Genomic DNA, 25483 nt, shown 5'->3' with positions numbered 1-25483 from the left:
CGACGAGGTCACTCCGTGATCGTGCAGTGCGAGCCGAGGAACGGGCGCAGCTCCAGCCATTCGTGGATCGGCTCGCCCCCCGCTCCCGGGGCGGCGGACAGTTCCCCGGCCAGTTCGACGGCGCGCTCGTGGCTGTCGACGTCGATCACCGTCCAGCCGGCGATCAGGTCCTTGGTCTCGGCGAAGGGGCCGTCGGTGACCGGCGGGCGCCCCTCGCCGTCGTACCGCACCCAGGTCCCCTCGGGGGCGAGGGCCTGGCCGTCGACGTACTCACCGGACTTCACGAGCCGGGCCGCGAAGTCGTTCATGTACTGCACGTGTGCCGAGATCTCCTCCGGCGTCCACTGGTCCATGCGCACGTCGTTGACCGAGGCCGGGGCGCCCCGGTAGTGCTTGAGCAGCAGGTACTTGGCCATCGTGGTTCTCCTCGGTACTGGTGCGACCCATTGTGGCCGCGTTCGCCGCTGGGACGGAACCGGCCGCGGATTCTCGACACGGGACCGGCGGAGAAGCAGCCGCGCGGCCTCACTGCCCCGTTGGCCGCGGTTGCGGCAGCCGCAGTCCGGCGACGAGAAGCCCGACCAGCAGGCGCGGGTGGTAGCGGGGATCGTTCTCCGCGCCGATGCACAGGTTCCCGACACCGCGCATGAGCTGGTAGGCGTCCACGTCGGTGCGGATCTCGCCGGTGGCGGCCGCGGCGTCGACCAGCCGGGTGCACACGGGCACGAGCCGGTCGAGGAAGTACGCGTGCAGGGTCTGGAAGTCGGTGTTGTCGGACTGCAGCACGGCGGCGAGGCCGTGCTTGGTGACCAGGAAGTCGACAAAGAGATCGATCCACTGCGCCAGCGCGGCGTACGGGGCCGTACCGGCCGCGAGCAGGGCCGGACCGGCCTCGGCGCAGGCCTCCACCTGGTGCCGGTAGACGGCGACGATGAGATCGGCCCGGGTGGGGAAGTGGCGGTAGATCGTGCCCGTCCCGACTCCGGCCCTGGCCGCGATGTCGCGCACCGGCGCTTCGACGCCCGCCGTGACGAAGATCGCGGCGGCCGCGTCGAGCAGCGTCTCCTTGTTGCGCCGGGCATCCGCCCGCTTGGGCCGGGCCGTGCGCCCCGGGCCCTCGTCGTCGTCGTGCACGCGGCGTCCTTCCGCTCCCACTCGTGATTGCTAAACGGAACTCGGTTCCGTATCGTTAACGGAACCGGGTTCCGCTTGCTCATGATGTCAGAGCGGGGGGCCCACAACCAAGCCGCTCCAGAGGAGACACGGTCATGCAGTACCGCACCTTGGGCCGCACCGGTGTGCAGGTCGGCTCGCTCGCGCTCGGCGCGATGAACTTCGGCGCGATCGGACGCACCACACAGGACGAGGCCACCGCGATCGTTGACGCCGCCCTTGAGGGCGGCATCAACGTCATCGACACCGCCGACATGTACAGCGACGGCCAGTCGGAGGAGATGGTCGGCAAGGCCATCGCCGGCCGCCGGGACGACATCGTGCTGGCCACGAAGGCGGCCATGCCGATGGGCGACGAGCGCAACCACCGGGGCAGTTCACGCCGCTGGCTGGTCACCGAGCTCGACAACAGCCTGCGCCGCCTCGGCGTCGACCACGTCGATCTCTACCAGATCCACCGGTGGGACCCGACCACCAGCGACGAGGAGACGCTGTCGGCCCTGACCGACCTGCAACGCGCGGGGAAGATCCGCTACTTCGGCTCCTCGACCTTCCCGGCCCACCGTCTCGTGCAGGCGCAGTGGGCCGCCCGGGAGCACCGCTTGAGCCGTTACGTCACGGAGCAGCCCAGCTACTCGATCCTGCAGCGCGGCATCGAGGCCCACGTCCTGCCCGTGACGCAGGAGTACGGCCTCGGCGTGCTGGCGTGGAGCCCGTTGGCCTCGGGCTGGCTGTCGGGGGCGGTCCGTGAGGGCCGGGAGATCACCACCAGCCGTTCGGTGCTCCTCCCCCAGCGTTTCGACCTCACCGTGCCGTCCAACCGTGCCCGGCTCGACGCGGTGGAGCGGCTGGCCGCGGTCGCCGACGCGGCCGGTCTGACGATGATCCAGCTCGCACTCGGGTTCGTGACCGCGCACCCCGCCGTGACCAGCGCGATCATCGGGCCCCGCACGCTGGACCACCTGCACTCCCAGCTCGCCGCCGCGGACACCGTGCTCCCGGCCGACGTGCTCGACGCGATCGACGCGATCGTGCCGCCCGGCGTCGACCTCGCCCCGCACGAGAAGTTCGACACCCCGCCGGCCCTGCTCGACGCGTCGCTGCGGCGCCGCTGACCGCCCGGGCAGGCAAGGCGGCGCGCGGCGTCACCGCCGGCGGGCTCTCCACAGGCCGCCCGACCGCCGACGGAGCCGCCGCTTCGGCGGTACGCGGCGAGAAGTCCCGGCGTCGCGCCGCCCCGGCCGCCCGGACCGCCATGGATCGTCCGGCGACATCACGGGCACCTTGCGCTCCGCCTGCGCCTGGATCTCGTAGTGCGCGTCGTGCGCCGTCACCTGGAACGCCTCCTCGTAGGAGGCCATGGCCGCCCGGACGGCCGAACCGGCGACGCCCCGGCGGCGGATCACCGTCGCCAGCCACATGAAGAGCCCCATGACCGCGGCCAGGCAGACCACGAGGAGCAGGTACGGCAGGAAAGGCCCCATGAGGCCCAGCGTATCCACGGCGCTCCGGGAGCGGGCGGGCTCCCTACACGCCACCGGCGTCCGGGACGGCCCGAGGGGGCCGTCCCGGACGCCGGGACGTGGGACGCCTGACGCCTGACGCCTGACTTCAGAATCGGACGTCGGACGTCGGAGTGGGGGTCAGACGAGGTCGAACCGGTCGAGCTCCATGACCTTGACCCACGCCGCGACGAAGTCGCCCACGAACTTCTCCTTCGCGTCGTCGCTCGCGTAGACCTCCGCCAGCGCGCGCAGCTCGGAGTTCGATCCGAAGACCAGGTCGGCGCGGCTGCCCGTCCACTTGACCTCGCCCGTGGCGGAGTCGCGGCCCTCGAAGGTGTTCGCGTCCTCCGACGTCGCCTTCCACACCGTGCCCATGTCGAGCAGGTTGACGAAGAAGTCGTTGGTCAGCGACCCGGGGGTCGTGGTGAGGACACCGAGGGAGGACTGCTGGTAGTTGGCGCCCAGGACGCGCAGGCCGCCGACCAGGACGGTCAGCTCGGGGGCGCTCAGGGTCAGCAGGTTGGCCCGGTCGATCAGCAGGTACTCGGCGGGCAGCCGGTTGCCCTTGCCGAGGTAGTTGCGGAAGCCGTCGGCCTTCGGCTCCAGAGCGGCGAACGACTCCGTGTCGGTCTGCTCCTGGGCGGCGTCCACACGCCCCGGCGTGAAGGGGACCTCGACGGCGAAGCCCGCCTCCTTGGCGGCCTGCTCGACGCCCACACCGCCGGCGAGGACGATCAGGTCGGCGAACGAGATCCCCTTGCCGTCGGTCCGGCCGGCGTTGAAGGACTGCTGGACGCCCTCCAGAGTGCGCAGGACCGTCGCGAGCTCGTCGGGCTCGTTGACCTCCCAGCCGCTCTGCGGCTGCAGGCGGATGCGTGCGCCGTTGGCACCGCCGCGCTTGTCGCTGCCGCGGAAGGACGAGGCCGACGCCCACGCGGTGGACACCAGCTGGGAGACCGACAGGCCCGAGTCGAGCACCAGGCTCTTGAGGGCGGCGACGTCCGCGGCGTCGACGAGGCCGTGGGTCGCGGCGGGCAGCGGGTCCTGCCACAGCAGGGTCTCACTGGGGACCTCGGGGCCGAGGTAGCGGACGACCGGGCCCATGTCACGGTGCGTCAGCTTGAACCAGGCGCGGGCGAAGGCGTCCGCGAACTCGGCGGGGTTCTCCAGGAAGCGGCGCGAGATCTGCTCGTAGGCCGGGTCGACGCGCAGCGACAGGTCGGTGGTCAGCATCGTCGGGGCGTGGGTCTTCGACGCGTCGTGGGCGTCGGGGACGGTGCCCGCGCCGGCTCCGTCCTTCGGCCGCCACTGGTGGGCGCCCGCGGGGCTCTGGAACAGCTCCCACTCGTAGCCGAAGAGGATCTCGAAGAAGCTGTTGTCCCAGGTGATCGGGGTGTTGGTCCAGATGCCCTCGAGACCGCTGGTGATCGCGTCACCACCCTTGCCGGTGCCGAAGCTGTTCTTCCAGCCGAGGCCCTGCTCCTCGATCGAGGCGGCCTCGGGGTCGGCGCCGACGCTGTCGGCCGGGCCCGCGCCGTGGGTCTTGCCGAAGGTGTGACCGCCCGCGATCAGGGCGACGGTCTCCTCGTCGTTCATCGCCATCCGGCGGAAGGTCTCACGGATGTCGCGGGCCGCGGCGAGCGGGTCCGGAGTGCCGTTGGGGCCCTCGGGGTTGACGTAGATCAGGCCCATCTGCACCGCGCCGAGGGGGTTCTCCAGCTCACGGTCGCCGGTGTAGCGCTCGTCGCCGAGCCACGTGGTCTCGGGGCCCCAGTAGACGTCCTCGTCGGGCTCCCAGACGTCCGCGCGGCCGCCGGCGAAGCCGAAGGTCTCGAAGCCCATCGACTCCAGGGCGACGTTGCCCGCGAGGATCATCAGGTCGGCCCACGAGAGGTTCTGGCCGTACTTCTTCTTGACCGGCCACAGCAGGCGGCGGGCCTTGTCGAGGTTGCCGTTGTCCGGCCAGCTGTTGAGGGGCGCGAAGCGCTGCTGCCCGGCACCGGCTCCACCGCGGCCGTCGCTGATGCGGTAGGTGCCCGCGCTGTGCCACGCCATGCGGATGATGAACGGGCCGTAGTGGCCGAAGTCGGCGGGCCACCAGTCCTGCGAGGTCGTCAGGACCTCGGCGATGTCGCGCTTCACCGCGGGAAGGTCCAGGCTCTGGAACGCCGCGGCGTAGTCGAAGTCGCCGCCGAGGGGGTTGGCCACGGCGGGGTTCTTGGCGAGGATCTTCAGGTTGAGCCGCTCCGGCCACCACTGGCGGTTGCCGCCGCCCTGCGTCGGGTGCGGCGCACGCCCGTGGGCGACGGGGCAGCCACCTCCGCCCTCCGTCTTGGCGTCGACGACGATGGCGTCATGGTTCTCAGACATGGGAATCCTTCCGGACCAGGCGGATCACGGTGCTCAGGCACTGCGGGCGGCAGGACAGCGGGGGCAGGGGGCCTCGCCGGTCGAACGACCGGGGCCGGTCGCGGCGTACGGGACGCGACGCGACGAGCACAAAGACGCCCTCAGCCACGGCTCGGCAGGACAACAGGGCCCGCTCCGGAGCCGGGAGGGCACGCCCGGGCCGGCACCGCGCGGTTCGCCTGCGGTGATCCCGTCACGTCCCTGTCTCCTGCCGTGCTGGAGGCTTCCAGTCCCTTGGCTATTGCCGGAACCGATCCTACGATGGACGCAGTCCAAGTCAAGAAGCGTGCCAACCCCAACGCCGTTCGCACCGGCACCAGGACGCCCCCTGGTAAATTTCGGGTATCCCAACGAACCTGAACAGGTGAACCGACATGAGTGACCTGCTGGAGCGACTGCGAGGACGCGGCTGGCGGATGACCTCCCAGCGGCGTGTCGTTGCCGAGGTCCTCGACGGCGACCACGTGCACCTCACGGCCGACGAGGTGCACGCCCGCGCGGCGCAGCGGCTGCCGGAGATCTCCCGGGCGACCGTGTACAACACCCTGGGCGAACTGGTCTCGCTCGGCGAGGTGATAGAGGTCGCCACGGACGGCCGCGCCAAGCGGTACGACCCGAATGCGCACCGGCCGCACCAGCACCTGGTGTGCTCCCACTGCGGCACCGTCCGCGACGTCCACCCGACCGGCGACCCACTGGCCGACCTGCCCGCGGAGGAACGGTTCGGCTTCACGGTGTCCGACGTCGAGGTCACCTACCGCGGACTCTGCCCGTCCTGCGCCTAGCCGGACCGATGTGAGCCCCGCTCAGGCCGAACGGCGCGCCCATGGCGCGCCGTTCGCGTTTCTCGCCGGGTCGCCTAGTAGTAGTGGCGACGGCCGCCGATGGCGTGGCCCAGGGCTCCCATCACCCAGAGCACGAGCCCGATGACCACGAGGATGATCCCGATGGTCCACAGGATCGAGATTCCCAGCAGGAACCCGACGATCAGCAGGATGACGCCGAGTACGATCATGATGCCCTCCGTTGGTCGATGTCACGACGCCCGGTTCCGCACGGCGCGATCGGCGTTCGCTCCCTGGCGCCACCGGCATTCGCCCGACTCCTGTGCACCTCCACGAGGTGCCTGTCCCGCCGTTCCGGCGTGCTGCGCGACCGTGCGGTCATCGAAATCACCTCATTCACCACATTTTGTTCCTATCGGGCGGCTACCCCCCTTCGTGCGGATCATCCCTTTTTCCGATGCGGATACTTCCCGAGGGCCACTGGTGCGGAGCGCGTCGGCGGTCCCCGGGTCCACGGCCGCCGGATTGGCCCTGGGCTGCGGCTTCACACTCCGCCTAGGCTCACGCTCATGCGGATTCGAATCGTCGACGCCTTCACCGACCTGCCCTTCGCGGGCAATCCCGCCGGCGTGCTGCTGCTGCCCGACGCGGACGCCTTCCCCGCGGACGCGTGGCTCCAGTCCGTCGCCGCGGAGCTGAACCTCTCCGAGACCGCCTTCGCGCACCCCACGCCCGGAGCCCCCGACGCCGACTGGGCGCTGCGCTGGTTCACCCCGGCGGCCGAGGTGAACATGTGCGGGCACGCCACACTGGCGACGGCCCACGCCCTGCACACCAGCGGGGCGGCCTCCGGCACCGTGCGGTTCAGCGCCCGGTGCGGGGTGCTGACGACGACCACGGGGGCGGACGGCACGACCACGATGGACTTCCCGACCGCGCCGCTGACGCCGGTCGAGGTGCCCGCGGGCGTCGCCCCGGCGATCGGCGCCGAGGTCCTGTCGGCCCTCGGGACCGGTGAGGACGTGGGCGACCTGCTGGTCGAGGTGGCCGACGAGAAGACGGTCCGGGCCCTCACCCCGGACCCGGCGAAGGTCGCCGCGCTGCCGTCGGGGCGGGGCCTGATCGTCACGGCGCGGGCCGAGTCGCCCGACACCGAGGGGTACGACTTCGTCTCGCGGTGCTTCTTCCCCGCCCTCGGTATCCCCGAGGACCCGGTCACGGGCAGCGCCCACACCGCCCTCGCCCCGTTCTGGGCGGCCCGGCTGGGCCGCGACGAGCTGACCGGACTGCAGGCCTCCGCCCGCGGCGGACGGGTACGAACGGCGCTCCGGGGCGACCGCGTGCTGCTCACCGGCCGGGCGGTGACGGTGGTCGACGGCGAGCTGCACGCGCGCCCCTGACCCACCGCGCGCTCACGCGGTGGGGAGCCAGCCGACCTTGCCCGCCAGCACCGCGTACCCGACGAACGCCACGATGTCGATGAGCGAGTGGGCCGCCACCAGCGGTCCCACCCGCCCCCATCGGCGGTAGAGCAGCACGAACACGACGCCCATCGCCATGTTGCCGAGCAGTCCGCCGATGCCCTGGTACAGGTGGTACGAGCCGCGCAGCACGCTGCTCGCGACCAGCGCCCCCATCGGCGTCCAGCCCAACTGGCCGAGCCGGCGCAGCAGATAGCCGACGACGATCACTTCTTCGAGCACGGCGTTCTGGATCGCGGAGGCGATGAGGACGGGGATCTTCCACCACACGTCCGGCAGGGACTCCGGCACGACCGTCAGGTTGGCCCCCGAGGCCCGGGCGCCCAGGTAGAACAGCAGCCCCGTGCCACCGATGACGGCCGCGACGGCCGCCCCGCGCAGCACGTCGGAACGCGGTCGCCGCAGGTCGAACCCGATCACCGGCATGCCCGTCCCCTCCCGCGCCAGCAGGTGGGCCACGAGGGCCACCGGGACCAGCGCGGTGGCGACACCGAACAGCTGCCAGGCCAGGTCCAGCCACGGCCGCCCCGGCGCCTGCGTGCCCACCAAGGTGGCCGCCTGGTCCTTCAGCCCGCCGGGTTTGGTCACGGAGCCGATGAAGCTGATCAGCGCCGAGAGCGCGCTGGCGCCGAGCGACAGCGCGAGCACCAGCAAGGTCTCACTGCGCAGCGTGCGCCGCTCCAGTCCGCGGGCGCCGCCGCTCCCGGCGCCGCCCGCGTCGATCGTTCTGCCGTCCACAGAGCCCTCCACGCGCGCCATCCTGCCTCATCGGCCCGTCGGGCGACGCGTGCGGGGCGGCCTCAGGGTTCCACGGGCCACTCGTGGACGGGCGCCCCGTCCTGCATCAGCTCGCAGTAGCGCACGGTCATCGCGGCCAGCGCGCGCTGCCGGTCCAGTCCTCGGTCCAGTTCCCGGTGGAAGACGGCGGCCTGCCACTCGGCGCCGTTGGTACGCCGGCGGCAGCGGCCCTCGATGATCCCGAGGTAGTGGTCCCGGTCCACCGGGTCGATACCCCAGCCGTCCAGGCCGGCGGCGGCCATCGGCAGCAGTTCCTCCCGGACGAGTTCGACGACGGGCACCTCGATCGTCCCGCTGCCGCGCGACGACCTGGGCCAGCGCAGTACCGCCTCGATGCCGTGGCGGCAGGCCTCGTCGAAGTTGGACGCGGCGGCGGCGAACGGCAGCCGTGTCCAGACCGGGCGCGGCGCCTCCGCGAGGGCCCGCACCAGGCCGTAGTAGAAGGCGGTGTTGGCGACCACGTCGGCGACGGTCGGGCCGGCGGGCATCACCCGGTTCTCCACCCGCAGATGGGGGACGCCGTCGACGACCGCGTAGACCGGGCGGTTCCAGCGGTAGATCGTGCCGTTGTGCAGGGTGAGTTCCTTCAACTGCGGCACCCCGCCTTCGTCCAGGACGTGCAGCGGGTCCTCGTCCTCGCAGATCGGCAGCAGGGAGGGGAAGTAGCGCACGTTCTCGGCGAACAGGTCGTAGGCGGAGTCGATCCAGCGCTCGCCGAACCAGGTCAACGGACGTACGCCCTGGGCGCGGTGCTCCTCGGGCCGGGTGTCCGTCGCCTGCTGGAAGAGCGTCGGGCGGGTCTCCCGCCACAGCTCCCGGCCGAACAGGAACGGGGAGTTGGCGCCCAGCGCGACCTGCGGGCCGGCCACCACCTGCGCGGCGTTCCAGACCGCGGCGAAGCGGGCCGGGGTGACCTGCAGGTGCATCTGCATCGAGGTGCACGCCGCCTCGGGCGCGATGGAGCCGGACGTGCTCGTCAGACGTTCCACGCCGGCGATGTCGAGCGTGATGTCCTCGCCGCGGGCGGCCAGGATGCGGTCGTTGAGCAGGGTGTAGCGGTCGACGCGGGAGAGATTGGCGCCCACCAGGTCCTGCGCGCCGAGGGTGGGCAGGATTCCCACCATCACGATCTGGGCGCCGACCTCCCGGGCTTTTCTGTCGGCATATCCCAGTGCCATGCGCAACTCTTCGGCCAGGCGGTCCAGCACACGTCCGGAAAGCCGGTGCGGAGCGATGTTCACTTCGATGTTGAACTGTGCGAGCTCGGTCTGGAAATCACGGCTCGCGATGCGCTCGAGCACTTCCTCGTTCATCATGCGCGGCAGGCCGTCGCGGTCCGTCAGATTGAGTTCGATCTCCAGCCCCATGAGATTTCGGGGACGGTCGAACCGCTTCTCCTCCAGCAACCGCTCCAGCCCCAGCAGGCACTGCTTCAGCTTCCTGCGGTAGCGCTGGCGGTCGGAGAGGTCGAACCCGGTGGCTGCGACCTTTTCCCCCATCGAAGGTCCCTCCTCGCGTGGGCCGTGATCACATCATGCCCAGGGTTGAGATCGATAACGCCCCCTGTGACGCACGCGACCCGGTAAGCTGGCGGCAGCACCGTCTTCCGGCACATTCCCATGGCATGGAACATAATTCACTTGCCATCGGCCGGACCCTCGTGAAAAACGCCGACGAGATTCGGCCGTCCGTGCCGACGGAAAATGCGCAGCTCGTCGGGCGGGAGACGGTTCGAATGCGGATCATTCGGCCGTTCAGGGTGACCTGGATCCGCCTTGCGGTTAATATCGCTGACGGCTAGGTGAAACACTGCCCGAACACACCTCGTATATCCTCTGTTCACAGGCAGAGCCTCCGCGATCCGCCGCGCGCCCGCGACGCTCCGGCCATGGGAAAGGGATCCGCATGCCCCCGCTGATTCCGCACGCCGCCACCCACCGGCGCCCCTTGTGCAGGGCCTGCCCTGGCCTGCTGTTTCACCGCTGACAGCGCTGTTAGCACCCCATCGAGCACCCGTGTCTCCCCATGAGAGGCCGCCCACCATGCCGCTGCAGGTAGCTCCAGCCCCCGCGCCCGCTCTGCGGAGCGTTCTCGCCGCACTCAGCTCGCCCACCGCCGTCCGCGAGGCCCGCACGCCCTCTCTGCGTTCCGCGACCGGGCTGCTCGTCGCCGAGCACCCGCTGCCTTTGCACGTGCTCGACCCCGTGATCGCCGGTTCCGGAGGGCTGCCGAGGGCACGGCTGACCGGCTGGCGCTTCCACATCCACTCGGGCGAGCGGAGCGAGGCGGCGGTCCCGCCGCCGGAGGGCCGGGGCCGGGTGGTCGCCGCCGGGGAGACCGTCCACACGCCGGACGGATGGGCGTTCTCGCACTTCTGCGAGGGCCCGTACCTGGCCTCGACCGAGCGCGCGTTGCTCCAGGCCGATGCCCTGGCCGCGTCCTACCAGCCGCACCTGCTCTCGGTGCCGGGCCTGTACATGCTGACCCTGTGGCTGCACGGTGACACCGGTGCCGACGCCGGAACGGCCCAACCGGCCGCCACGGACCTGCTGATCCCCCTCGCGCCGGCGCCTCCCGGGATCGCCGCCCACCGCGTGCACCGGCTCACCGACCTGGTGCCCGTGCTCACCCTGCGGCTGGCGCCCCCGCCTCTGCTCGGCACCACCGCTTGACGCTTCCTTCCCGGGGTGGTGCTCGTACGCCTCCGTGACCGACCGGTCACGGAGGCGTTGCATTGTCCGGGCAACCGCCCGCCAGAGTGAAAGCGTCACCAACTATCGAGGACAGCTCGCGCGAAATCCCTGCGGAAAACCGTCAGTAGAGCAACACTGGGACCGACCGACTGAACGGGGGAACGGCCATGACTGAGGTTCCTACCCAATCAAGCCGTATGTCACACCACTCGCAGCGAAAGACTTCGTCCATGTGCCCGCACCAGCCGCATTGCCCGTCCGCCGCCCACTCCGACCGCGAGGCCGCGCACATCGTCGCCAGCCACCCCGAGCAGGGGTGGAGCCTGCTGTGCAACGGCGTCCTGCTCTTCGAGGACACCGGCGAACTGCTCCCCGACGGACAGATCATCGCCCCCCACCGCCCGCTCGGCAGCGAGCACATCGTCACGGCCGCATGACCCGCGGCACCGCCGACGCGGAGCCGCCGCGGAGGACGCGGAAACGACAAGGGGCCGACCCCGCCGACGAACAGCGGGGCCGACCCTTGTGACTCCCCGGCCCGGTCCCGGGCCGGCGGTGACTAGTTGTCGTACTCGTCCAGCGGCGGGCAGGAGCAGACCAGGTTGCGGTCGCCGAAGGCGCCGTCGATGCGGCGCACCGGCGGCCAGTACTTGTCCGCGGCCGACACGCCCGCCGGGAACACCGCCTCTTCGCGCGTGTAGGAGTGCTTCCACTCCCCGCCCAGCGCCGCCGCCGTGTGGGGGGCGTTGCGCAGCGGGTTGTCGTCCTTGGGCCACGCCCCCGAGCCGACCCGCTCGATCTCCGCGCGGATGGCGATCATCGTGTCGCAGAAGCGGTCCAGCTCCGCGAGGTTCTCGCTCTCCGTCGGCTCGATCATCAGCGTCCCGGCGACCGGGAACGACATCGTCGGCGCGTGGAAGCCGTAGTCGATCAGGCGCTTGGCCACGTCGTCGACGGTGACGCCCGTCTCCTTGGTCAGTTCGCGCAGATCGATGATGCACTCGTGCGCGACCAGGCCGGCGGGGCCGGTGTAGAGCACCGGGTAGTGCGGCTCCAGGCGCTTGGCGATGTAGTTGGCGCCGAGCACCGCGACCTGGGTGGCGCGCTTCAGGCCCTCGCCGCCCATCAGGCGCACGTACGCCCACGAGATCGGCAGGATGCCGGCCGAGCCCCAGGGGGCGGCCGAGATCGGGCCCACACCGGTCTCCGGACCGGCCTCGGGCTGCAGCGGGTGGTTCGGCAGGTACGGCGCGAGGTGTGCGCGGACCGCGACCGGACCGACGCCGGGGCCGCCGCCGCCGTGCGGGATGCAGAAGGTCTTGTGCAGGTTCAGGTGCGAGACGTCGCCGCCGAAGTGACCGGGCTTGGCCAGGCCGACCAGGGCATTGAGGTTGGCGCCGTCGACGTAGACCTGGCCGCCGGCGTCGTGGACGGTCGCGCAGATGTCCCCGATGTGCTCCTCGAAGACACCGTGCGTGGACGGGTAGGTGACCATGAGCACGGCGAGTTCGTCGCGGTGCTGCTCGATCTTGGCCCGCAGGTCCTCGACGTCGACCTCGCCGTCACCGGCGGTCTTGACGACGACGACCTTCATGCCGGCCATCACGGCGCTGGCGGCGTTGGTGCCGTGCGCGGAGGACGGGATGAGGCAGACGGTGCGCTGGGTGTCGCCGTTGGCGCGGTGGTACGCGCGGACGGCCAGCAGGCCGGCCAGCTCGCCCTGCGAACCGGCGTTGGGCTGCAGGCTCACCTTGTCGTAGCCGGTGACCTCGGCGAGACGCTCCTCCAGCTCACGGATGAGCGTGAGGTAGCCCTCGGCCTGCTCGGCGGGGGCGAAGGGGTGCAGCGCGCCGAACTCGGGCCAGGTGACCGGCTCCATCTCGGTGGTCGCGTTCAGCTTCATCGTGCAGGAACCGAGCGGGATCATGCCGCGGTCCAGCGCGTAGTCGCGGTCGGCGAGGCGGCGCAGGTAGCGCAGCATCGCGGTCTCCGAGCGGTGCTGGTGGAAGACCGGGTGGGTCAGGTAGTCCACCTCGCGCACCAGCCCGGCGGGCAGCGCGTCCTCGGTGGAAGCGTCCAGGCGCTCGATGTCGGCGCTGTCGCCGGTGACGCCGAAGGCACCCCACACGGCGGCCAGGTCGGCGCGGCCGGTGGTCTCGTCGCAGGCGATCCCGACCAGGTCGGCGTCGACCTGGCGCAGGTTGACGCCGGCCTCACGTGCGGCGGCCACGACCTCGGCGGCCCGTCCGGGCACGCGGGCGGTGACGGTGTCGAAGAAGGCGCCGGTGGTCACCTCGACGCCGCCGGCGCGCAGACCGGAGGCGAGGACGGCCGCGTAGCGGTGGGTGCGGCGGGCGATCTGCGCCAGGCCGTCCGGGCCGTGGTAGACCGCGTACATGCCCGCCATCACGGCGAGCAGCACCTGAGCGGTGCAGATGTTGCTGGTGGCCTTCTCGCGGCGGATGTGCTGCTCACGGGTCTGCAGCGCCAGGCGGTAGGCCTTGTCGCCGTCGGCGTCGACGGACACGCCGACCAGGCGGCCGGGCAGGCTGCGGGCGTACGCCTCGCGGACGGCCATGTAGCCGGCGTGCGGCCCGCCGAAGCCCATCGGCACGCCGAAGCGCTGGGTGGTGCCGACGGCGATGTCGGCGCCGAGCTCGCCCGGGGAGGTGAGCAGCGTCAGGGCGAGCAGGTCTGCGGCGACGGTGACGATCGCGCCCAGCCCGTGGGCCTGCTCGATGACGGGCTTGAGGTCGCGCACGGCACCGGAGGCGCCGGGGTACTGGAGCAGCACACCGAAGACGCCGCGCTCGGCGATCTCCGCGGGGATGCCGTCGGTGAGGTCCGCGACGACGACCTCGACGCCCGTGGGCTCGGCGCGGGTCTCGATCACGGCGACGGTCTGCGGGAAGGTCTCGGCGTCGATCAGGAAGACGCCCTGCTTAACCTTGCCGACCCGGCGGGCCAGGGCCATCGCCTCGGCGGCCGCGGTGCCCTCGTCGAGCAGCGAGGCACCCGAGGTGGGCAGACCGGTCAGGTCCGCGACGACCGTCTGGAAGTTGAGGAGGGCCTCGAGGCGGCCCTGGGAGATCTCGGGCTGGTACGGGGTGTACGCCGTGTACCAGGCGGGGTTCTCCATGACGTTGCGCAGGATGACCGGCGGGGTGAAGGTGCCGTGGTACCCCAGGCCGATCATGGGCCGCAGCACCTGGTTGCGGTCGGCGAGCGCGCGCAGTTCGGACAGCACCTCGGGCTCGGTGCGCGCGGCCGGCAGGCCCAGGGCCTCGGCGCTCTTGATGGTGTCCGGTACGGCTGCGGCGGTGAGCTCGTCCAGCGAACCGTAGCCGACCTGCGCGAGCATCTTGGCCTGCGCGGCGGCATCGGGCCCGATGTGGCGCTGCTCGAACGGGATGCCGCGCTCCAGCTCGGTGAGAGGGATGCGGTGGGCGGTCATCTGCGGAGGCCTCCTGGTCTGGCGCGACACGGCCTCCCCCTCTGTCATCTGAACCTGAGAGTTTCACCGTCCCGCGAGCAGGACGGCTTTCACCGTCGGTGAGGAACGGGCCGCCACGAACGGGCTGCCCTTCCTGCTTTCCAGAGTGACCTCACCCATGCGGTACGGATGCCTGAGAGATTCCGGGGAGGGTTTGCTCCTTCGGCGCCCGGCGGCCGGTGCCTCGCACCGCCAGGACTCTCCCGCATGGGGTCGCCAGCCACTGCCAGCCTACCAGCGGCTTCGGTTGAAGAGTCATGTGACAGCGGACACCTTTCGTGCCTAAATAGGAGTAATCGCGACCAGTTGGAGGGACCGTGCAGACCGGTATCGATCCGCGGAGCCTGATCGGGCGCAGGGCCTTCGACCGCAACGGAATGAAGATCGGCACAGTCGACGAGGTGTACCTGGACGACGCCACCGGCGAGCCCGAGTGGGCCGCGGTGCGCACCGGACTGTTCAGTCGTGACGCCTTCGTCCCCCTGGAACCGAGCGAGTTCGGCGAGGACGGGCTGCGTGTCCCGTTCGACAAGGCATTGATCAAGGACGCGCCGGACTTCGGGGTGGGCCGGCACCTCTCCCCGGAGCAGGAGCTGCAGCTCTACCACCACTACGGGATGAACGGGCCCGGCGCCGTCCCGGGGACGGACGACGAGCCGCCGCCGGACCGGGACTTCGGCAAGCTGGCCGGCGACGGCTGACCGTCCCGCACCGGTCCCTGCGGCCCCGCGACGGCGCTCACCCGCTCACCGGCTCACCCGCTCCCGCATAACACCAGCGGCAGCGGCTCGGACGGCTCCAGGTCGGGGTCGGTGACCGCGAACGTCCGCACCCGCCCCGGTACCACCGACAGGGGCTCCTCGAAGCGCACGGTCACCCGGCCGACACCGCTGCCCTGCACCCACCCGGCGCCGTACTCGGTGTGCCGTACGTCCTGACCGGGCGTCCAGCGCCGTTCCGCGGCGTCCGGCGCCGACGCGGCACCGGCGGACCGTCCCGCGTCCTCGTCCGCCTCGGCGGAGTCCCCGGCGTCGGGGGCCGCCTCCTCGCGCTCAGCCGCCTGGGCGAACAGGTCCTCCTGCGTGAAATCCGCCAGGCCCGCCACACCGACGCCGAGCAGCCGCACGCCTCCCGTGATGTCGACCGCCTCCAGCAGCCGCTCCGCCGTCTCCCGCACGACGGTGAGGTCGTCGGTCGGGGCGCGCAGCGTCTCGGACCGGGTGAGCGTCGTGAAGTCGTACCGACGGACCTTCAGCACGACGGTGCGCCCCGAGCGCCCCGCCGCGCGCAGCCGCCGCACACAGCGGTCGGCGAGCCGGTCCACTTCCAGGCGCACCCGGATGCGGTCGGTGAGGTCGACGTCGAAGGTGTCCTCGACGGAGATCGACTTGTGCTCGCGGTCGGGGACCACGGGCCGTTCGTCCACGCCCAGGGCCATGCCGTGCACATGCGCGCCGTGCGCCTTGCCCAGCAGGCGTACGAGTTCGGCCTCGCCCGCCTCCACCACGTCCCCGACGGTGGTGATGCCGCCCCTTCTCAGGTGCTCGGCCGTGGCGGGTCCCACACCGGGCAGGGTGCGTACCTGCAGGGGAGCCAGCAGCCCGCGCTCGGTGCCGGGCTCGATGACCACCATGCCGTCCGGCTTGGCCTGCTCGGAGGCGATCTTGGCGAGCAGCTTGGACCCGGCGAGCCCGACCGAGCCCGTGAGCCCCGTGGCCGCCCTGATGTCGGCCCGCAGCCGCTCCCCCACCCGCCGCGGCTCGTCCGCGAGGCCGCCGGCCTCCAGGTCGACAAAGGCCTCGTCCAGGCTCAACGGCTCCACCAGCGGGGACAGCCGGGCCAGGATGTCCATGACGACATCGCTGACCTGCCGGTACACCGCGAAGCGCGGCACGAGGTACGCGGCGTTGGGGCACAGCCGGCGGGCGTACGCCATCGCCATCGCCGAATGGACGCCGTGCACACGGGCCTCGTACGAGGCGGTCGCCACCACGCCCCGCGGCCCCAGCCCGCCGACGATGACCGGCTTGCCCCGCAGACTCGGCTTCGCGGCCTGCTCGACGGCGGCGAAGAACGCGTCCATGTCCAGATGGAGGATGGTCGGCGCGCTTCTCACGTCATCGATGGTGCCCTACGGCACCGACAGCCGCCGTACGCCCGTACGGCGGACGGGTGGCGCCGGCCCTGCCGGGAGGGCGGGTCAGACCGCGCGATTGCGGCGCCGGGCGAGTTCGTCACCGGGGTTGTGGCCGACCAGGGTCTCGCCGGTGTCGACCCGCTCGCCGTGCAGCTGCGCCAGCCCGCTCTCCACGTCGCGCCACACGACGCCGACCGCGATCCCGAAGATGCCCTGGCCGCCCTGGAGCAGGTCCACGACCTCGTCCGGCGAGGTGCACTCGTAGACGGTGGCGCCGTCGCTCATCAGCGTCATCCGGGCCAGCTCGGCAGGGCTGGTGGAACGCAGGTGCTGCACCGCGGTGCGGATGTTCTGCAGGGCCACCCCCGTGTCCAGCAGCCGCTTGACGATCTTGAGTACGACGACGTCCTTGAAGCTGTACAGCCGCTGGGTGCCGGAGCCGTAGGCCGGGCGGATGCTGGGCTCCACGAGTCCGGTACGGGCCCAGTAGTCGAGTTGGCGGTAGGTGATCCCGGTCGCCGCGCAGGCCGTGGGCCCGCGGTAGCCGACGCTCTCGACCGTCGCTTCCGGCTCCTGACCGGAGATCTCACCCGCGCCCCCGCCGGAGGCCACGGCCGCGTTGCGGGCCAGGGCCGCGCGCATCGGGTACGGGCCGCCAGCGGCCATACCGTCGCCGGTGCTTCTCACGCCGACCTCCCGTCCCTTCGCACCCCTGAGGGCACGCGCACGTGCCATCGGGACTTTCCATCTCGACGGTAGGCAGTCACTCCGGGTGCGTCAACGATCGCCACGCTCGGCACGCCGAGTGATATCAACCCCTGGAGTGGTTTCCCGTATCCGCTCAGGGGGTACGGCTCGTCGAATGGTCTGCGCCGGACCTCACTGGCTGCTGGTTCCGAAGTCCTCTGGCGAGATCTGATCGAGGAATTCGCGGAACTTCTCGACCTCGTCCTCCTGCTCGTCGGGGATGGCGATGCCCGCGTCGTCCAGCACACCGTCGCTCCCGTAGATGGGGGTTCCGGTCCGCAGGGCGAGCGCTATGGCATCGGAGGGACGGGCGCTCACCTCCACGCCGCTGGCGAACACCAGCTCGGCGTAGAAGACGCCCTCGCGCAGGTCGGTGATCCGGACCTCGGTCAGACTCTGGCCGACGGCCTCGAGCACGTCCTTGAAAAGATCATGGGTCAGCGGCCGCGCGGGCGTCATGCCCTGCTGCGCGAAAGCGATGGCGGTGGCCTCCCCCGGCCCGATCCAGATGGGCAGGTAGCGGTCGCCTCCCACTTCCCGCAGGAGCACAATCGGCTGGTTGGAGGGCATTTCGACCCGGACACCCACGACGTCGAGCTCGTTCACACAGCAACCCTAGGACGTGCCCGGCAGGTTTGGGTAGTCGGGACGTGCCCGGCCGGTCACCGGCCGGGCCCCGTCCCGGTCACTCAGCGTCAGAAGAGCCGGATCCTGAGGGCCGACTGGACCAGCGCGGCGTGCAGGCGCACCGACAGGGCCGCCAGCTCCTTGGCCGTCGCCTCCGCGTGCGTCCTGGTCTGCGGATTGCGGTGCAAGCGCAGCGGGGCGACGACCTGCTCCACCAGGCCCGCCTCGCGCTCCGCGGCGGCCTTCACAGCGCGTAGGTGGCGCGGCTCCAGTCCGAACCGTCCCAGATCCGCCACAAGCTTGGCGATGTTCACCGTTTCGGCGTCATAGTCGCCGTCCGAACCGGCCTCCACCAGCCCGTACGCCTCCCACTGCGCCAGCTCGGCGTCGTCGGCGCCCGTGGCGGCCATCAGCTCGTCCCGGCCGATCCGCGGCCTCAGGCCGGCATCCGGTTCGATGGCACCGGCCTCCAGAAGCTCCCGAGGCTCCGCGGGAGCGGGCAGCGGCAGCGGCTCGCCCCGGTCCAGGGCGTCCAGGTGCTCGCGGATCACTTTCAGCGGAAGATAGTGGTCCCGCTGCATGCGCAGCACGTGACCGAGCCGCTCGACGTCCCCGACCGAGAACTTCCGGTAGCCGGACGGCGTGCGGTGCGGTTCCACCAGCCCCTCCGCCTCCAGGAAGCGGATCTTGGAGATGGTGACCTCGGGGAACTCCTCACGCAAGTCGTTGAGCACCGCTCCGATGCTCAGCGGTCTGTCCTCCGCGGTGGCGGTGCCGTTGCCGGCACCGCCCGACGGTGTACGAAGCATGAACCTTCCCTCGCGGGGTCAGGCGCCCCACTGGCTCGCGTAGAAAACCAGCCGGTACTTGCCGATCTGAACCTCGTCACCACTGGCCAGGGTCACCGAGTCGATGCGCTCCCGGTTGACGTACGTGCCGTTGAGGCTGCCGACGTCGGCGACCGTGAAGCTGCCGTCCTGGCCCCGCCGGAACTCGACGTGACGGCGGGAGACGGTGACGTCGTCCAGGAAGATGTCACCCTCCGGGTGGCGCCCGGCCGTCGTCAGCTCACCGTCCAGCAGGAAGCGGCTTCCCGAGTTGGGACCGCGACGCACGACCAGCAACGCCGAGCCCGGGGGCAGCGCGTCGACCGCCGCCTGGGCCTCCGGGGACAGCGCGGGAAGCACGGTCTGCCCGGTGACCTCGGCCTCGTAGGCCTCCAGGCCGGAGATCGAGATCGTGGACGTGGTCTCGGAGGCACGTTCCGACGGCACTCCGGCACGCAGCGGCGCGCCACAGTTGGAGCAGAAGCGGCTCGCTTCCGCGTTCTGGAAACCGCACCGCGTACAGACCGGCAAGGACCCTCCACCCGTGCTAGAGCCTGATGGTTGCTCGAAACCTATGCGCCCCGATGCGGCAGGGTCAACAGAAACCGCACCATGACCGCCCGAAATGTCGCCACCCGGAGCAGCGCCCTGATCCCGGAACAGCGGGCGCTCCTCGCCCATGGACTCATCTTGCGCGTGCCGCGGCGCCCGGTGACGTGCCGTAGGGCTGTCACCGGCCGGACGCGCACTCTTGCCGAACCACTTACCGAACAACTTCACGGGCGATTCCCCTTGAACGACACAGACCCGCCCGTGGGGCAGGACGAACCCTCAGTCACGACCAACACACAGTTTCCCTCACGCACCACCCCAACGGTGCGGCGACCCCCCGCAATCTGATGCCCTCCCCCGCGCACCCCCACTCGTGCCCGGCTCACCGGGATGACGACTGAGCGTAGTCAGGCTGCTCCGGCGGCCGCAAGGCATCCACGACGATCTTCTGCGAACGCGTCACATCGACCGTGGCCTGCTCCTTCTCCAAAGTCTGTACCACGCCTCCCGGGATGTTCAGCGCGGGTTCGAGATCCTGTGGATTACCGATGACCTTGAAGCGGTAGGGCCGGTCGACCTTGTGGCCGTCGATCTCCACGGCACCGTCGGCACCCTGCGTGAAGTACGTGTCGGCGACCACCCGGACGTCGTTGATCTGGATCGCCTCGGCCCCGGCGGCCCGCAGTTCCTGCAACGTGTCGAGCAGCATGTCGGACTCGACCCCGCCCTTGGGGTCGGTGATCGTCAGCGTGATGCCCGGGCCCCGCGCCGCGACCGTGCCTGCCAGCACGCCGAGTTGGGCGGCCTTCTGCTCGGTCTGCTTGCGGGCCTCCTCGGCCTGGTTGGAGCTGTTCTCCAGCTCCCGGCGCTGGTCCTCCAGGCGCTGCTTCTCGTCCTCGAGCCGCTGCGTGCGGTTGTCGAGTTCGTCCAGGATCCGCACCAGGTCCTCCTGGCGGGCGCCGCGCAGCGCGCTGGTGTCGCTGGTCGAACTCACCTGGATCGCCAGACCCAGCCCGAGCACGAACAGCAGCAGCGCGACGATGAGCTGCGCGCGGCTGGCCCGCGGCGGCCACAGGCCGGCCTTCAGCCGCTGGCGGCCGGTCGACACGGCGGTGGACGGCGCGGGCGCGTGCTCGTGGGGTACCGGCGGCGTGGGGTCGGGCTCGGGAGCGGGCTCAGCATCGGGCAGGGGCGCCGACGAGGCCTCGGTGGACCGCCCCGACTCCGGTGCGGGCGGCGCCGTTTCGGGCTCCCCGGGGCCGCCGGCCGGCGCGGCCGCGGGCGGCTGCTGCGGGGACGCGGGGCCCGCCGGGCGCTCCGGGGTGCCGTCGGGCGCTCCTTCGGGCAGGCCGGACTCCGGCCCGGGCACCGGCCCCTGCGGTTCCCGGCCGTTCTCGTCGTTCTGGCCGTGCTCGTCGGTCATCGTGCTGTCACGCCCGGAAGACATGGCGGCGGATGGCCGCCGCGTTGGAGAAGATGCGGATGCCGAGGACGACCACCACACCCGTGGAGAGCTGAGCCCCGACCCCCAGCTTGTCACCGAGGAACACGATCAGGGCCGCCACCACGACGTTGGACAGGAACGAGACGACGAAGACCTTGTCGTCGAAGATCCCGTCGAGCATGGCACGCAGACCGCCGAAGACGGCGTCGAGCGCGGCCACCACGGCGATGGGCAGGTAGGGCTCGACCACCGTCGGCACCACGGGGCGGACCACGAGGCCCACCACCACTCCAACGATCAGGCCCAGTACGGCGATCAATTCGTGCCCTTCCCAGTTCCGTTTGCGTCCGGCGAACCGGCCGAGGGGACCGGCGTCGCATAGCGGATGATCAGACTCGGCGCCGCCGGCAGACTCAGCTTCTCCTCCTGGGAGATGCTCACGCGGATCCCGTAGTTCTCGTGCAGGACGTGAAGATACTGTCCGTCCGCACTGTCCTGGAAAGACGTACTGAGGTGCTGCGGGTTCCCGATAGCCGAAATCGTGTAGGGCGGCACCAGGGGCCTGTTGTCCACCAGTATGGCGTCTCCGGCGGCGCGGATCGCCGACAGGGCGGTGAGCCGCTGCCCGTTGACCGCGATCGCCTCCGCTCCCGACGCCCAGAGGCCGTTGACGACCCGCTGCATGTCGCGGTCGCGGACCCGTCCCGTGTCCGAGAAGCCACTGGTGGTCCGCGGATTGCCGCCGCCGCCCGACGACGCCTCCTTGGCGTCGTCGATCTCGACGTTGATGCCCGGCCCGGTCACCGGCGTCGCACCCGCCAGCAGCGCCACCTGCTCGGCACCGCCGCCGCCCTGCGCCTTGAGCGCCTCACGCTGCCGCGCCGCCACGTCGTCGCGCAGCGTGTCCACGTTGCCTTGCAGTTCGTCGGCGGCGGCCGTCTCCGACTGGATGCGGTCGATGAGCTTCTGCCGCTCCTTGGCCAGGGTCGGCGCGGCGACCTGCGTCTGCGCCGCTCCCACGGTGACCACGACGGCGGCGAGCACCAGCCCGAACGCGAGCACCAGTTTGCCGCGCAGGGACCCCGGCAGCCGGGAGGTGCCGGTCTCGCCCCTGCGTGCTGCGGCCTCGGCGTATCCGTCGTCGAGGCTGTGCTCCATGACGTTGGTCAGCAGCGACATGGAGGCATCGGGGCGCCGGTTCACCGCCCTGTCACTGGGGCTGCTCCGATCGGAGTGCTGCTGCGGCATGCCGCACATCGTCGCACGTCGCCGCCTCCCACCTCGAACGGGCCCCTCCCGGCGCGCCGTTGCGCGCGCCGGGAGGAGCCCGTGAGCCGTACGCGGAGCGTGATCAGCGGCCGGCGCTGTCCACGATCGCGGACCATTCGTCGAGCAGGGCCTGCGCGGACGCGTCGTCCGGGCCCTCCGCCCACACATGGGTGACCGCCTCGGACGGGTCGGGCAGCACCATCACCCAGCGTCCGTCGGACTCGACCACGCGCACCCCGTCCGTGGTGTCGACGGAGCGGTCCCCCGCCTCCTCCACGACGCGGCGCATGACCAGGCCCTTGACCGCCCATGGCGTCGCCAGGTCCCGCTTGAGGACATGGGCGCGCGGGATGCGGGCGTCGATCTGGCTCAGGGTGAGCTGGGTACGGGCCACCAGCCCGATCAGCCGCACGAACGCGGCGGAGGCGTCGAAGACACTGCTGAACTCGGGGATGATGAAGCCGCCCTTGCCGTCCCCACCGAAGATCGTCGACTCCTGGCGGCCGACCCGGGTCAGGTCGTCGGGCGACGTCGTCGTCCACTCCACCTGTGTGCCGTGGTAGGCGGCCACCTGCTCGGCGATGCGCGTCGTGGTCACCGGCAGTGCCACACGACCGCTGCGGCGCTCCGCGGCGACCAGGTCGAGCATGACCAGCAGCGCGCGGTCGTCCTCGATGATCTTGCCGCGCTCGTCCACCAGCGAGAGCCGCTCGCCGACCGGGTCGAACCGCACGCCGAACGCCGCGCGCGAGGAGGCCACGATCTCCCCGAGCCGCACCAGTCCCGCCCGGCGGGCGTCGGAGGTCTCGGTGGGCCGTGCCTCGTTCAGGCCCGGGTTGATGGTGAGGGAGTCCACGCCGAGCCGGCCGAGCAGGCTCGGCAGAACCAGGCCCGCGCTGCCGTTGGCGGCGTCCACGACCACCTTCAGGCCCGCCTCGGCGATGCCGGAGGTGTCCACGGCCCGCAGCAGCGCACCGGTGTAGGAGTCGAAGACGCTCGACGGGAAGTTGAGGTCCCCGATCTCGCCCGGGAAGGCGCGGCGGTACTCCTGGCGCGCGAAGACCCGGTCCAGCTTCCGCTGGCCCGCGGCCGACAGGTCCGCGCCCCGCTCGTCGAAGAACATGATGTCGACCGAGTCCGGGATCCCCGGGCTGGTACGGATCATGATGCCGCCTGCGCTGCCCCGCGCGGTCTGCTGACGCGCCACGGGCATCGGCACGTTCTCCAGGTCCCGCACGTCGATGGCGCTGGCCTGCAGCGCCGAGATCACCGCCCGCTTCAGCGCACGCGCGCCGCGGGAGTGGTCGCGGGCCGTCGTGACGGTCGAGCCCTTCTTGAGCGTCGTCGCGTACGCGCCCGCCAGCCGTACCGCCAGCTCCGGGGTGATCTCGACGTTCAGGATGCCGGAGACGCCGCGCGCGCCGAAGAGATTGGCCTGCCCGCGGGACTCCCAGATGACCGAGGTGTTGACGAAGGCGCCGGCCTCGATCGTCTTGAACGGGTAGACACGGACGTTGCCCGCGATGATCGACTCCTCGCCGATCAGGCACTCGTCGCCGATGACCGCGCCGTCGTCGATCCGCGCCGCCCGCATGACGTCGGTGTTCTTGCCGATGACGCAGCCGCGCAGATTCGTCTGGGGGCCGATGTACACGTTGTCGTGCACGACGGCCTTGTGCAAAAAGGCACCGGACTTGACGACCACGTTGGAGCCGACCACGGAGTGCTCGCGGATCTCGGTGCCCGCCTCGACCTTCGCGTAGTCGCCGATGAACAGCGGCCCGCGCAGCACCGCGTCCGGGTGGACCTCGGCGCCCTCGGCGACCCAGACTCCGGGCGAGATCTCGAAGCCCTCCATGTCGACGTCGACCTTGCCCTCGAGCACATCGGCCTGGGCCTTGATGTAGCTCTCGTGCGTGCCGACGTCCTCCCAGTACCCCTCGGCGATGTAGCCGTAGATCGGCTTGCCTTCCTTCATCAACTGGGGGAAGACGTCGCCGGACCAGTCGACGGAGACATCGGCCTCGACGTAGTCGAAGACTTCGGGCTCCATGACGTAGATACCGGTGTTCACCGTGTCCGAGAAGACCTGGCCCCAGGTCGGCTTCTCGAGGAAGCGCTCGACCTTCCCTTCCTCGTCGACGATGGTGATGCCGAATTCCAGGGGATTGGGCACCCGGGTCAGGCAGACCGTGACCAGTGCGCCCTTTTCCTTGTGGAAATTGATGAGCTCGGTCAGGTCGAAGTCGGTGAGCGCGTCACCTGAGATGACCAGGAACGAATCGTCCTTGAGCGCGTCCTCGGCGTTCTTGACGCTACCGGCGGTACCGAGCGGCTTCTCCTCGTTCGCGTAGGTGAGCTCCATGCCGAGCTCCTCACCGTCGCCGAAGTAGTTCTTGACGAGTGAGGCGAGGAACTGCACGGTCACCACGGTCTCGGTCAGACCATGCCGCTTGAGCAGCTTGAGCACATGCTGCATGATCGGCTGATTCACGACCGGCAGCAGCGGCTTGGGCATGCTCGAGGTCATCGGGCGAAGGCGTGTGCCCTCGCCGCCGGCCATCACGACGGCCTTCATGTCGGAAGCGTCCTCCTTGAAGAGACGACTGGCTTGCCGACGTCACCCGCTCTCTCGACCTCGGAGGACCGGACCCCCGAGGTCCTGCGGACCCCTGGTCACACGTCGGGTACCCGGCGGGAGGCCAGTCCTGCCGGGGATCGCGGGCTCAATCGGCCGTGGCGTCCGCTCTCACGAGTCGGCGGACCTGGACCACGTACAAGATTCCTGCCCACCAGTAGAGGGTTGTACCCCATCCGGCGAACGCCCATCCGAAAATAGCAGCGAGTGTGTTCAGCCACCCGTCACCGTCGCTGAGCAGCAACAGCGGGAAGGCGTACATGAGGTTGAACGTCGCCGCCTTGCCCATGAAGTTGACCTGCGGCGGGCCCCAGCCGCGCCGCCTCATGACCAGGATCATCACCCCGAGGACGACGTCCCGGGCCACCAGGATGGCCGTCAGCCACCAGGGGAGGATGCCGCGCCACGTCAGGCCGACGAGCGTCGACACGATGTACAGCCGGTCCGCCGCCGGGTCCAGCACCCTGCCGAGGTTGCTGATCTGGTTCCAGCGGCGCGCGAGCTTGCCGTCGAGGTAGTCGCTGATGCCGCTCAGGGCCAGGACGAGGAGGGCCCAGCCGTCGGCCTTCGGGCCGCCGAACTCCGGCCACAGGATCAGCCACAGGAAAACCGGCACGCCGAGCAGTCGTGCCATGCTCAGGATGTTGGGGATCGTCAGGACCCGATCCGTCTGCACCCGTGTCTCCTGGACCTCCACCGGGGGCCCCTCCTACTTGCTTGTACGTACGCGCCGAATGATTCCACCCGACCCTACCCCAGGGCATAAAAAAGCCTGTCCCCGGGGATCGTGATCGATCTCCGGGGACAGGCTGAAGAATTGTTCGGCGGCGTCCTACTCTCCCACAGGGTCCCCCCTGCAGTACCATCGGCGCTGAAAGGCTTAGCTTCCGGGTTCGAAATGTAAC

At 70.7% G+C, this 25483-nt stretch carries 24 protein-coding genes, 1 rRNA gene, 1 pseudogene and 1 riboswitch; of the genes and pseudogenes, 6 read left to right on the top strand and 20 right to left on the bottom strand.

The genetic code is table 11. The annotated features are described in order from the left end of the window. Positions 1–8 precede the first annotated feature (8 nt). Entirely contained in the window at positions 9–416 is a 408-nt protein-coding gene (locus tag PV364_RS27835; protein WP_319663109.1) for a YciI family protein, read from the bottom strand. A gap of 109 nt (positions 417–525) precedes the next feature. Beyond that, on the bottom strand, positions 526–1134 hold the full coding sequence (locus tag PV364_RS27830; protein WP_319663108.1) for a TetR/AcrR family transcriptional regulator: 609 nt from the start codon (positions 1132–1134) through the stop codon (positions 526–528). A gap of 134 nt (positions 1135–1268) precedes the next feature. Between PV364_RS27830 and PV364_RS27825 the strand changes: the two genes are divergently transcribed. Further along, positions 1269–2288: an aldo/keto reductase gene (locus PV364_RS27825; protein WP_319663107.1), complete on the top strand. Its 1020-nt coding sequence runs from the start codon at positions 1269–1271 to the stop codon at positions 2286–2288. Positions 2289–2318: 30 nt separating this feature from the next. On the opposite strand, the gene PV364_RS27820 is transcribed toward PV364_RS27825, so the two are convergent. Together PV364_RS27820 and katG are read right to left on the bottom strand one after the other, a co-directional pair. After that, a complete protein-coding gene (locus PV364_RS27820) occupies positions 2319–2657 on the bottom strand; it encodes a hypothetical protein (protein ID WP_319663106.1) in 339 nt (112 codons plus the stop codon). Positions 2658–2816: 159 nt separating this feature from the next. Further along, positions 2817–5048, bottom strand: coding sequence for a catalase/peroxidase HPI (gene katG / locus PV364_RS27815; protein WP_319663105.1), 2232 nt, complete (start codon positions 5046–5048; stop codon positions 2817–2819). A 413-nt stretch (positions 5049–5461) separates the two neighbouring features. Between katG and PV364_RS27810 the strand changes: the two genes are divergently transcribed. Continuing rightward, a complete protein-coding gene (locus PV364_RS27810) occupies positions 5462–5872 on the top strand; it encodes a Fur family transcriptional regulator (RefSeq protein WP_319663104.1) in 411 nt (136 codons plus the stop codon). 74 nt (positions 5873–5946) lie between these two features. On the opposite strand, the gene PV364_RS27805 is transcribed toward PV364_RS27810, so the two are convergent. Beyond that, positions 5947–6102, bottom strand: coding sequence for a DUF6131 family protein (locus tag PV364_RS27805; RefSeq protein WP_319663103.1), 156 nt, complete (start codon positions 6100–6102; stop codon positions 5947–5949). Positions 6103–6441: 339 nt separating this feature from the next. On the opposite strand from PV364_RS27805, the gene PV364_RS27800 reads away from it, so the two are divergent. Then, a complete protein-coding gene (locus tag PV364_RS27800) occupies positions 6442–7272 on the top strand; it encodes a PhzF family phenazine biosynthesis protein (RefSeq protein ID WP_319663102.1) in 831 nt (276 codons plus the stop codon). Between the two features lie 12 nt (positions 7273–7284). On the opposite strand, the gene PV364_RS27795 is transcribed toward PV364_RS27800, so the two are convergent. Further along, positions 7285–8112, bottom strand: coding sequence for a CPBP family intramembrane glutamic endopeptidase (locus PV364_RS27795; RefSeq protein WP_319663101.1), 828 nt, complete (start codon positions 8110–8112; stop codon positions 7285–7287). Positions 8113–8153: 41 nt separating this feature from the next. Then, positions 8154–9650 carry a glutamate--cysteine ligase gene (locus PV364_RS27790; protein WP_319663099.1) on the bottom strand — a complete coding sequence of 499 codons (1497 nt, stop codon included), beginning with the start codon at positions 9648–9650 and terminating at the stop codon, positions 8154–8156. Between the two features lie 543 nt (positions 9651–10193). Here PV364_RS27790 and PV364_RS27785 point away from each other — a divergent pair. Both PV364_RS27785 and PV364_RS27780 read left to right on the top strand, forming a co-directional pair. Further along, complete coding sequence (locus PV364_RS27785; protein ID WP_319663098.1) at positions 10194–10823, top strand: hypothetical protein; 630 nt, start codon at positions 10194–10196, stop codon at positions 10821–10823. A gap of 251 nt (positions 10824–11074) precedes the next feature. Then, positions 11075–11281: a DUF5999 family protein gene (locus PV364_RS27780; RefSeq protein ID WP_319663097.1), complete on the top strand. Its 207-nt coding sequence runs from the start codon at positions 11075–11077 to the stop codon at positions 11279–11281. A 122-nt stretch (positions 11282–11403) separates the two neighbouring features. On the opposite strand, the gene gcvP is transcribed toward PV364_RS27780, so the two are convergent. Beyond that, positions 11404–14298, bottom strand: coding sequence for an aminomethyl-transferring glycine dehydrogenase (gene gcvP / locus PV364_RS27775; protein WP_319663096.1), 2895 nt, complete (start codon positions 14296–14298; stop codon positions 11404–11406). A 150-nt stretch (positions 14299–14448) separates the two neighbouring features. Continuing rightward, positions 14449–14553: riboswitch (glycine riboswitch) on the bottom strand. Between the two features lie 101 nt (positions 14554–14654). On the opposite strand from gcvP, the gene PV364_RS27770 reads away from it, so the two are divergent. Then, positions 14655–15038, top strand: a complete 384-nt coding sequence (locus PV364_RS27770) for a PRC-barrel domain-containing protein (RefSeq protein WP_319663094.1) — start codon at positions 14655–14657, stop codon at positions 15036–15038. A gap of 53 nt (positions 15039–15091) precedes the next feature. Here PV364_RS27770 and PV364_RS27765 read toward each other — a convergent pair whose 3' ends face one another. The 12 genes and pseudogenes from PV364_RS27765 to rrf all read right to left on the bottom strand — a co-directional run. Continuing rightward, positions 15092–16453, bottom strand: a complete 1362-nt coding sequence (locus tag PV364_RS27765) for a DNA polymerase IV (RefSeq protein WP_319663093.1) — start codon at positions 16451–16453, stop codon at positions 15092–15094. A gap of 84 nt (positions 16454–16537) precedes the next feature. After that, positions 16538–17161, bottom strand: coding sequence for a MerR family transcriptional regulator (locus tag PV364_RS27760; RefSeq protein ID WP_319663092.1), 624 nt, complete (start codon positions 17159–17161; stop codon positions 16538–16540). Between the two features lie 192 nt (positions 17162–17353). Then, positions 17354–17827, bottom strand: coding sequence for a bifunctional nuclease family protein (locus PV364_RS27755; protein WP_319663091.1), 474 nt, complete (start codon positions 17825–17827; stop codon positions 17354–17356). Positions 17828–17916: 89 nt separating this feature from the next. Then, positions 17917–18657 (bottom strand): MerR family transcriptional regulator, encoded by a 741-nt coding sequence (locus PV364_RS27750; RefSeq protein ID WP_319663090.1) that lies wholly within the window; start codon positions 18655–18657, stop codon positions 17917–17919. An 18-nt stretch (positions 18658–18675) separates the two neighbouring features. After that, entirely contained in the window at positions 18676–19122 is a 447-nt protein-coding gene (locus PV364_RS27745; protein WP_319663261.1) for an FHA domain-containing protein, read from the bottom strand. Positions 19123–19161: 39 nt separating this feature from the next. Further along, positions 19162–19356, bottom strand: a pseudogene (locus PV364_RS27740) (hypothetical protein); the annotation flags it as partial. A 253-nt stretch (positions 19357–19609) separates the two neighbouring features. Next, positions 19610–20575 carry a DUF881 domain-containing protein gene (locus PV364_RS27735; RefSeq protein ID WP_415924618.1) on the bottom strand — a complete coding sequence of 322 codons (966 nt, stop codon included), beginning with the start codon at positions 20573–20575 and terminating at the stop codon, positions 19610–19612. 82 nt (positions 20576–20657) lie between these two features. Continuing rightward, a complete protein-coding gene (locus tag PV364_RS27730; protein WP_003984969.1) occupies positions 20658–20990 on the bottom strand; it encodes a small basic family protein in 333 nt (110 codons plus the stop codon). Further along, on the bottom strand, positions 20987–21928 hold the full coding sequence (locus PV364_RS27725; protein WP_319663086.1) for a DUF881 domain-containing protein: 942 nt from the start codon (positions 21926–21928) through the stop codon (positions 20987–20989). The genes PV364_RS27730 and PV364_RS27725 overlap by 4 nt, the downstream gene beginning before the upstream one ends. 94 nt (positions 21929–22022) lie before the next feature. Next, positions 22023–24518: a mannose-1-phosphate guanyltransferase gene (locus tag PV364_RS27720; protein ID WP_319663085.1), complete on the bottom strand. Its 2496-nt coding sequence runs from the start codon at positions 24516–24518 to the stop codon at positions 22023–22025. 148 nt (positions 24519–24666) lie between these two features. After that, positions 24667–25275 carry a CDP-alcohol phosphatidyltransferase family protein gene (locus PV364_RS27715; protein WP_319663084.1) on the bottom strand — a complete coding sequence of 203 codons (609 nt, stop codon included), beginning with the start codon at positions 25273–25275 and terminating at the stop codon, positions 24667–24669. A 122-nt stretch (positions 25276–25397) separates the two neighbouring features. Beyond that, positions 25398–25483: ribosomal RNA gene (rrf, locus tag PV364_RS27710) — 5S ribosomal RNA — on the bottom strand; the annotation flags it as partial.

This window comes from Streptomyces sp. MI02-7b, from assembly GCF_033793585.1.
Classification (GTDB): Bacteria; Actinomycetota; Actinomycetes; order Streptomycetales; family Streptomycetaceae; genus Actinacidiphila.
This window is presented reverse-complemented; position numbering and strand designations above follow the sequence as displayed.

Coding starts and splice junctions, on each gene's coding strand:
- PV364_RS27835 (WP_319663109.1), bottom strand. CDS start 416: ATGGCCAAGTACCTGCTGCTCAAGCACTACCGGGGCGCCCCGGCCTCG.
- PV364_RS27825 (WP_319663107.1), top strand. CDS start 1,269: ATGCAGTACCGCACCTTGGGCCGCACCGGTGTGCAGGTCGGCTCGCTC.
- PV364_RS27820 (WP_319663106.1), bottom strand. CDS start 2,657: ATGGGGCCTTTCCTGCCGTACCTGCTCCTCGTGGTCTGCCTGGCCGCG.
- katG (WP_319663105.1), bottom strand. CDS start 5,048: ATGTCTGAGAACCATGACGCCATCGTCGTCGACGCCAAGACGGAGGGC.
- PV364_RS27810 (WP_319663104.1), top strand. CDS start 5,462: ATGAGTGACCTGCTGGAGCGACTGCGAGGACGCGGCTGGCGGATGACC.
- PV364_RS27805 (WP_319663103.1), bottom strand. CDS start 6,102: ATGATCGTACTCGGCGTCATCCTGCTGATCGTCGGGTTCCTGCTGGGA.
- PV364_RS27800 (WP_319663102.1), top strand. CDS start 6,442: ATGCGGATTCGAATCGTCGACGCCTTCACCGACCTGCCCTTCGCGGGC.
- PV364_RS27795 (WP_319663101.1), bottom strand. CDS start 8,112: ATGGCGCGCGTGGAGGGCTCTGTGGACGGCAGAACGATCGACGCGGGC.
- PV364_RS27790 (WP_319663099.1), bottom strand. CDS start 9,650: ATGGGGGAAAAGGTCGCAGCCACCGGGTTCGACCTCTCCGACCGCCAG.
- PV364_RS27785 (WP_319663098.1), top strand. CDS start 10,194: ATGCCGCTGCAGGTAGCTCCAGCCCCCGCGCCCGCTCTGCGGAGCGTT.
- PV364_RS27780 (WP_319663097.1), top strand. CDS start 11,075: ATGTGCCCGCACCAGCCGCATTGCCCGTCCGCCGCCCACTCCGACCGC.
- gcvP (WP_319663096.1), bottom strand. CDS start 14,298: ATGACCGCCCACCGCATCCCTCTCACCGAGCTGGAGCGCGGCATCCCG.
- PV364_RS27750 (WP_319663090.1), bottom strand. CDS start 18,657: ATGCTTCGTACACCGTCGGGCGGTGCCGGCAACGGCACCGCCACCGCG.
- PV364_RS27725 (WP_319663086.1), bottom strand. CDS start 21,928: ATGTGCGGCATGCCGCAGCAGCACTCCGATCGGAGCAGCCCCAGTGAC.
- PV364_RS27720 (WP_319663085.1), bottom strand. CDS start 24,518: ATGAAGGCCGTCGTGATGGCCGGCGGCGAGGGCACACGCCTTCGCCCG.